This window comes from Streptomyces sp. SM1, assembly GCF_002910825.1.
GTDB lineage: Bacteria > Actinomycetota > Actinomycetes > Streptomycetales > Streptomycetaceae > Streptomyces > Streptomyces okerensis.
On sequence record NZ_NEUB01000128.1, the window covers coordinates 1 to 6,494 of the forward strand.

The 6,494-nt window shown below is 72.4% G+C and carries 6 protein-coding genes; 2 read left to right on the forward strand and 4 right to left on the reverse strand.

Annotation, left to right across the window (positions count from 1 at the left end; translation table 11 throughout):
* Window positions 1-11 precede the first annotated feature (11 nt).
* From B9S61_RS02850 to B9S61_RS02865, 4 genes are all read right to left on the reverse strand, one after another.
* Window positions 12-311 carry an acyl carrier protein gene (locus tag B9S61_RS02850; RefSeq protein WP_103540763.1) on the reverse strand — a complete coding sequence of 100 codons (300 nt, stop codon included), beginning with the start codon at window positions 309-311 and terminating at the stop codon, window positions 12-14.
* Window positions 312-357: 46 nt separating this feature from the next.
* Window positions 358-1,386 carry a 3-oxoacyl-[acyl-carrier-protein] synthase III C-terminal domain-containing protein gene (locus B9S61_RS02855; RefSeq protein ID WP_103540764.1) on the reverse strand — a complete coding sequence of 343 codons (1,029 nt, stop codon included), beginning with the start codon at window positions 1,384-1,386 and terminating at the stop codon, window positions 358-360.
* Between the two features lie 31 nt (window positions 1,387-1,417).
* Entirely contained in the window at window positions 1,418-2,830 is a 1,413-nt protein-coding gene (locus tag B9S61_RS02860) for an MFS transporter (protein ID WP_103540765.1), read from the reverse strand.
* Between the two features lie 286 nt (window positions 2,831-3,116).
* Window positions 3,117-4,061 carry a helix-turn-helix transcriptional regulator gene (locus B9S61_RS02865; RefSeq protein WP_103540766.1) on the reverse strand — a complete coding sequence of 315 codons (945 nt, stop codon included), beginning with the start codon at window positions 4,059-4,061 and terminating at the stop codon, window positions 3,117-3,119.
* Window positions 4,062-4,229: 168 nt separating this feature from the next.
* Here B9S61_RS02865 and B9S61_RS02870 point away from each other — a divergent pair, with 168 nt between their 5' ends.
* Together B9S61_RS02870 and B9S61_RS02875 are read left to right on the forward strand one after the other, a co-directional pair.
* A complete protein-coding gene (locus tag B9S61_RS02870) occupies window positions 4,230-4,943 on the forward strand; it encodes a 4'-phosphopantetheinyl transferase (RefSeq protein ID WP_103540767.1) in 714 nt (237 codons plus the stop codon).
* Between the two features lie 257 nt (window positions 4,944-5,200).
* A partial coding sequence (locus tag B9S61_RS02875; RefSeq protein WP_258039523.1) for a helix-turn-helix domain-containing protein occupies window positions 5,201-6,494 on the forward strand: 1,294 nt, incomplete at its 3' end.

The window sequence follows — 6,494 nt, forward strand, 5'->3', positions numbered from 1 at the left end:
CACCGGGGCGGTCATGAGCGCCCCGTCCCGGCCACCGTCCGCCCGACCGTGGCCCGGATGGCGCGCACGGTGCGGAAGTTGCGTCCGACGAGTTCCTCGTCCGGGAGGTCGACGCCGTGCTCGTCCGACAGCCAGGCCGCGATGTGCAGGACCGCGAGGCTGTCGATCACCGCGGTGGCGAGCAGGTCGTACTCCGGGTCCAGATCGGCGGCGTCGACACCGGGCAGGAAACGCTCGACGACGAAGCCGGCGATGTCCGCCTCGGAGAGGTCGGGAGGCGTCACCGGCGCGGAGAGGGGATCGGCGGCCATGGTCGGTAGGTCCTTTCGCAGGTGCTGACGTGCCGGTCGCGCCGTCTCACACTTCGACGAGCGTGCAGAACCAGTGCATCCCCGGGGACGCGACGCCCGTGAGGGCCACCAGGTCCCCGCGGGCCAGTTCACCGGCCTCGATATGCCGCCACAGGCAGACCAGTTGGTCGGCGCAGCCCATGTGGCCCAGGGAACGGGCCAGTTCGGCGTTGGTGTGGGCGAGGGGGATGCCGACGGCGTCGGCCACCGCCCGGAACGTCTGCTGGTTGTCGTTGATGTGGATCAGCCGGGCCAGTTCGGACCGGTCCCGTCCCGCGCGTGCCAGGGCCTCGTCGACGACGTCCGCCAGCCGCGCGGTGATCTCCTTCATGAAGGCCTGGAAGCGCTCCGGGTCCCGGTCGAAGTGCCGGTAGACGGAGGCCATCGGGCTGACGTCCTTCAGCCCGCGCCCCGGCGGCGGCAGCGGCACCGCGGCCCCGCCGCACTCGATGCGGAACAGGTCCGCGTACTCGGGGTTGGTGAACTGGGCCGAGGACAGCCGGCGCAGCCGCGGATGCCCGCGGCGGACGACGGCCGCGACGGCTCCGTCGCTGGCGACACACCCGTTGAAGTCCATCCGGTTGCCGTGCGCCTCGCTCATCACGTTCACCAGGACCACCAGCGCGGTCCCGACGCCGGGGGAGAGCGCCATCGCGCCGGCGGCGTGGTCCAGCGCGGGTGACCACGCCGCGCACGCCTGCGTGAAGAGCACGGTGGGCGTGCCGTGCGCGCCCAGGACCCGCGCCACGGCCGCCGAGGGGTCCCAGCCCAGGTAGTCCGGTACGTCGGAGTTGCCGACGGCGATCAGGTCGAGGTCGGCGGCGGTGACGTCGGCGTTCTCCAGGGCCTCCCGGGCCGCCTCGGCGGCCAGGTCGACGGCGGTGACGCCGGGCGCGGCACGGTGGTAGGTCCGGTAGCCGAGGGAGGCGACCGCCTCGGGATCGGGAACGTAGTCGGCGGCCGTCGCCGACACGCCGCGCCGCTCGCCGAAGGCCATGCCCATGGCGACGATGCCCAACTCCGGTGACGTGCCCATGTGTGGTTCCCTTCCTGCCGGCCGGGGCGGATCAGCCCGTCCGGTCCTTCGACGATCGGGTCAGTACGGCGCCGTCCGCGGCGTCCCCGGGCCCGGCGTCGGAGACCGGCAGCTCCCGGATCTCCTCCAGCGGAATGTCCAGGAGGGCCAGGTGGCGCCGGCCCAGGTGCAGGGTGAGCGCCAGCACGGCCATGGCGGCGGCCAGGACCAGGACGGCCGACTCCACGCCCAGCGAGTCGGCGAGCACGCCGGCCACGAGCGGTCCGGTCCACTGCACGGCCTGGAAGCCGAACTGCCCCGTGGCGGCGACCCGTCCCAGATACGCGTCCGGGACCAGCCGGACCTCGTAGGACTCGGTGACGACGTTCATCGGGATCATGCTGGTCATGCCGACCATCATCACCAGGCCGATCTGCCAGGGCCGGGGCGCGGCCGCGACCGCGGCGAAGGAGGCCGTGAACAGCCAGGCGGACAGCAGCAGTACGCGCCGGGCGCCGATCCGCCGCATCAGCCACGGACCCAGCACGGCGCCCATCACCCCGCCGACGACGGCCAGGGAGGTCACCGCGCCGATGGTGGTCGGCCCGCCGCCCCGGTGCTGCACCATGACCACGAAGAGCAGGGTGAAGCCCTGCGCCACCGCGTTGAGCACGGCACCCCAGGCGAGCGTGAACACCAGGTAGTCGCTGCGCCGGATCATGCGCAGCCCGTCCTTGACGTCCGCGGCCAGACCCGGCCGGCGCTCCCCGTCGCCCTGCCGGTCCGGGCCCAGCGGCCGGCGGATCAGGAACGAGCTGAGGGTGATGAACAGGAACGAGATGGCGTCGAACAGGAACGGCACCCAGCGCGCCACCGAGTACAGCAGGCCGCCCAGCGGGGCCCCGAGGAGCTGGGCCAGCATGTCGCGGCCCATGCCCTGTGCCGTGGCGTCGGCGATCCGCTCCTTCGGCACGATCCGGCGCAGCACCGGCGAGGTCACGCCGGACCGCAGTCCGGCCGCGAGTCCGCTGACCAGCGCCAGCGCGTCGAGTCCCAGGACCGAGGGGTCGCCCCGGTACACCAGCCAGGCGACGGCCCCCATCGACAGTGCCTCGACCAGCGCGGCCAGGCCCAGCAGAAGCCGCCGCGACACCCGGTCCGACAGGGCACCGCCGAGCACCAGCGTGCCGAGCCGGCCCAGCATGTGCAGCATCGTGATGGTGCCCGCCTGCGCCGCCGACCCGGTGACGTGCAGCATGAGCAGGGGGAAGGCGAGCATGGAGACGCTGTTGCCGAGTGCCGAGAGTCCCTCGCCGGACCACCAGACGACATAGTCGCGGTCGTGCCACAACGACGGCGGTTTCCCGCCCTGGCCGGAGTCCCCCGTGGTCTTCCCGGACTTCTCGCCGGTCGTCCCGATGTCCTCGGTGGCCTGTTCGTCGTCCTCGGGACGTGACCGCACCATCGTCGTCCGTACCCCGTCCGTTCATGCGTTCGCCGGTCCGGGCCGGTGCCGCGGATCCCGGTCAGCATGCTGGCCGACGTGCCACCGGCCCGGCCAGGCAGCGCACCGGCAACTCCGGGGGAGGAAATGTTGCCGCCGGTGCCGCCTCCGGAAGCCGGGAGTGCCGCCGACACCGGAAGCCGGGGCGCCCGCCTCCGCCGGCCGCCGGTGTGCCGCCGGCTCCGGATTCGCCGCCGCCGGATCCGCCGCCTCCGGAGGCGACGGATCCGGCCGTCCGCGGCGGCCGTCAGATCCAGCCGCGTTTCGCCGCCTGGTACCCCGCCTCGAACCTGCTGGCAGCCCCCAGCCGGGTGCACAGTTCGGCGACGATCCTGCGCACGGTGCGCAGCGAGACGCCGAGACGCCGGCGGATCGCCTCGTCGTTGAGGCCGCGCGCCATCAGGCGCAGCAGTTCCTTCTCGCGCGGGCTGAGCCCGTGCTCGTCGAGGCCCGGCCCGCGGGAGTCGAGCGGTACCGCGTCCTCCCAGGCCCGTTCGAACAGGGAGTTCAGCGCCTCGACGACCCCCGGCACGGTGATCTGCACGAGCCGGTGCCACGGGTCGTGCGGGTCGGCGGGCAACAGCGCCAGGGAGCGGTCGACGAGGAGCAGGTGGACCGGCAGCGACGGAACGGTGCGCACCCCGAACTCCGGTTCGGCCTCCCATACGGCGCGCAGGGTGAGGCGGGTGTCACCGCGGATGCTGTCCGTGGTGACCGCACGGTTCGCCACGCCGCGGGAGACGACCTTCCGGTGCCACTGCTGCGCGGGTTCCAGCCAGCTCACGGAGGGCGGCCCGTCCGGCAGAAAGGCCAGCCACTCGGTGCCCGCGGCGCAGGACAGCTCGTGCAACCGGTCGCTTACGGCGGCGCGGCCGCTGACGTACTCGAGACCGGACTCCTGACCGCCCGGCCGCGCTTCGGCGTACCGGTCGATGAGGGTCATGACGGCGGCCCGGTCCTCCTCGAACTCCCGCAGCCGGTCCTCGATTCCGGACATCTGCCGCAGCAGCAGGGCCTTGAGGGCGAGGCGGGGGTCCACCAGTTCGCCGAGGTCCCCGGCGCACGGCCGCAGCAGGTCCAGCTTCGCCAGCCGCTCCAGCGTCGTGCGCACCTCGTCGGCCGGAACGCCCAGGTGGCAGGCGAGTTCGTCCGCGTCCCGGTACCGACCCGCGATGAGCTGCGTATACACCATGTGAGTGAGCCGATCGAGCCCTAACCTCTGCAGCATGGAGTCGCACCCCCGTGTTCCCGTCATCCGTCACTCCTCGGGCCCGGCCATCTCTACACGTCGTTCGCATACGTGAGGGAGCATCTTCGGCGCCGACCGTACCAACCGACGATCTTTCCTGCGGGGGACGTGATGATCGATCACTTGGTTCCCGACGGTGTCGAACTGTGCGAGGCGTACGGCGACACGGGACTCGACGCGGAACTCCGGGCGGCAGCCTGCCTGTTCCCCTCGGAGCGGGCCGTGGTGCGAGGCGTGTCGGAGGAGCGGCGGCGTGAGTTCGCCACGGTGCGGGGCTGTGCGCGCAGGGCGCTGGCCCGGCTGGGCATCCCGCCGGAACCACTCGTTCCGGATGTGTCGGGTGCTCCGCGGTGGCCCCGGGGCACGGTCGGCAGCCTGACCCACTGCCCCGGCTACCGGGCGGCCGTCGTGGCGCCGGCCGGAAGGTACGCCGCCCTCGGGATCGACGCCGAACCGGCCGGACCGCTGCCCGCCGTCGTCGCCGAGCGACTCCTTTCGGACACCGAGCGGCGCTCGGCGGACGCGCTGCGCACGGCCCTCGGGATACCGGCGGACCGGTTGGTCTTCTGCGCCAAGGAGGCGTCCTACAAGGCTTTCTCGCCCTGGCTGGGACGCCGCTACGGAATCCGCGACTTCGCGGTGTGCCTGGCCGGCGACGGGTCGTTCCGTGGTGCGGTGCCCGAGCGGCGGCACCGGTTCGAGGGGCGGTGGGAGATGCGTTCCGGATATCTGCTGGCGGCGGTCTGCCTGACCACCGCGAATTGGTCCGAACCACTGGCAGCAGGTGTTTCGGCCAGTAGCGGATGGCAGCAAGCGGTCATGTGACGCCTTCCTGCCGAGAGGGGAACTCCCACTCGTTCTTTTGGTCGAGTAGGGTCCGGTCTTGGCCAAAACAAGAATCTGTTTCAGTTGACTTTGCGGGGATCTGGTCGATCGTTGTGAACCGGCCCACCGGCCGAAGAGGGGCACAGCCCGCCGCTGCGAGATGTTCGCGGGGAACGGTGCGGGAGGTCGCGCGAGTGTGCTTTCCAAGGGGGATTCTGTCAATGGTGATTCAAGCCGGATTCTTTTCCTTCGGCAGAATGGACGTACATCAGCTACGTGAATTCCTGGTGAACCAGCGACGGGTTTCCGGCTGGACCCAGGAGGAGCTCGCGGAGCGTTCCGGTGTCAGCGTCCGTACGATCCGGAACCTGGAGACCGGCTGCAACACCAACCCCCGTCGGAGCTCCGTCGAACTGCTGCTCAACGCCCTCGGGGGCGCCCCCGCCGCGCCCGCCGGCCCGACCGTCTGGGAATCCGGGGACGGATCACTCGTCCCCGCGCAGCGGCCCCGACCCGAGCACGACCGGGCGGAACCCGCACCCTGGTACGGACCCCGGCCCCTCGGCGATCCGATGGTGGGGCGTGAGGCCGACATGCGGCACATCCTGGCCTCCGCGCAGCGCAGCCGGCTGATGGTCCTCACCGGACCGGGCGGCGTGGGCAAGACCCGGCTCGCGCTCGCGGCGGCGTACCGGCTGCGCCCGCTCTTCCCGGACGGCGTCGCCGTCGCCGAACTGCGCGACTGCATGCCCGAACACATCGAGCCGGTGCACGCCCGCGCCGAACTGGACCGCATCACCGAGGGCCTGACCGGCGACCTCGCCGGCAGCGGGCGGCGACTGCTCGTCCTGGACGGAGCCGAACGCGTCGTCCGGCAGACCGCCCGCCTCGCCCGCCGGCTCCTCGGCGAACACCCCGGCCTGCATCTGCTCGTCACCTCGCGCCGGACCCTGGCCGCCGGGGCGGCCGAGAGCTGGGAGGTCGAACCGCTGCGCGTGGACGGCCCGGGACACCGCGACGCGGAAGTGCCGAGCGCGGTGGAACTGCTGCTGCGCCGTGTCCGGTCCAGTCTGCCGACGCTGGACCTCGCCCCGCACCTGCCGCAGGTCACCACGCTGTGCCGGCTGCTGGACGGCATGCCGCTGGCCATCGAGATCGCCGCGCAGCGTCTGCGGTCTTTGCCGCTCAGCTCACTGCTGCGGGAGGAGACCCTGTTCCACCTGCTCGACCAGGTCGACGCGGGTGCGCTGAGCGCTCACCGCACCCTCTCCGACAGCGTTCGCTGGAGCTACGACCTGTTGCCCGCGCCCCACCGGGACCTGCTGCACGACCTGGTCGCGCTGCCGGACCCGTTCGCGCTGGACGACGTCCTCGCCGGTCACCAGGGACCCGCCGGGTCGGCGCCCCAGCGGTCCCACCGGCTGGCCGAACTCGTCGACGCCTCGCTGGTCCAGACGCTGCGTCAGGGCCAGTACCAGTACCGGGTCCACGCCCTCGTCCGGCACGTCGTGGCCCGCGCGCGGCAGCAGCCCTTCGCCCCGTGCGGGCCGG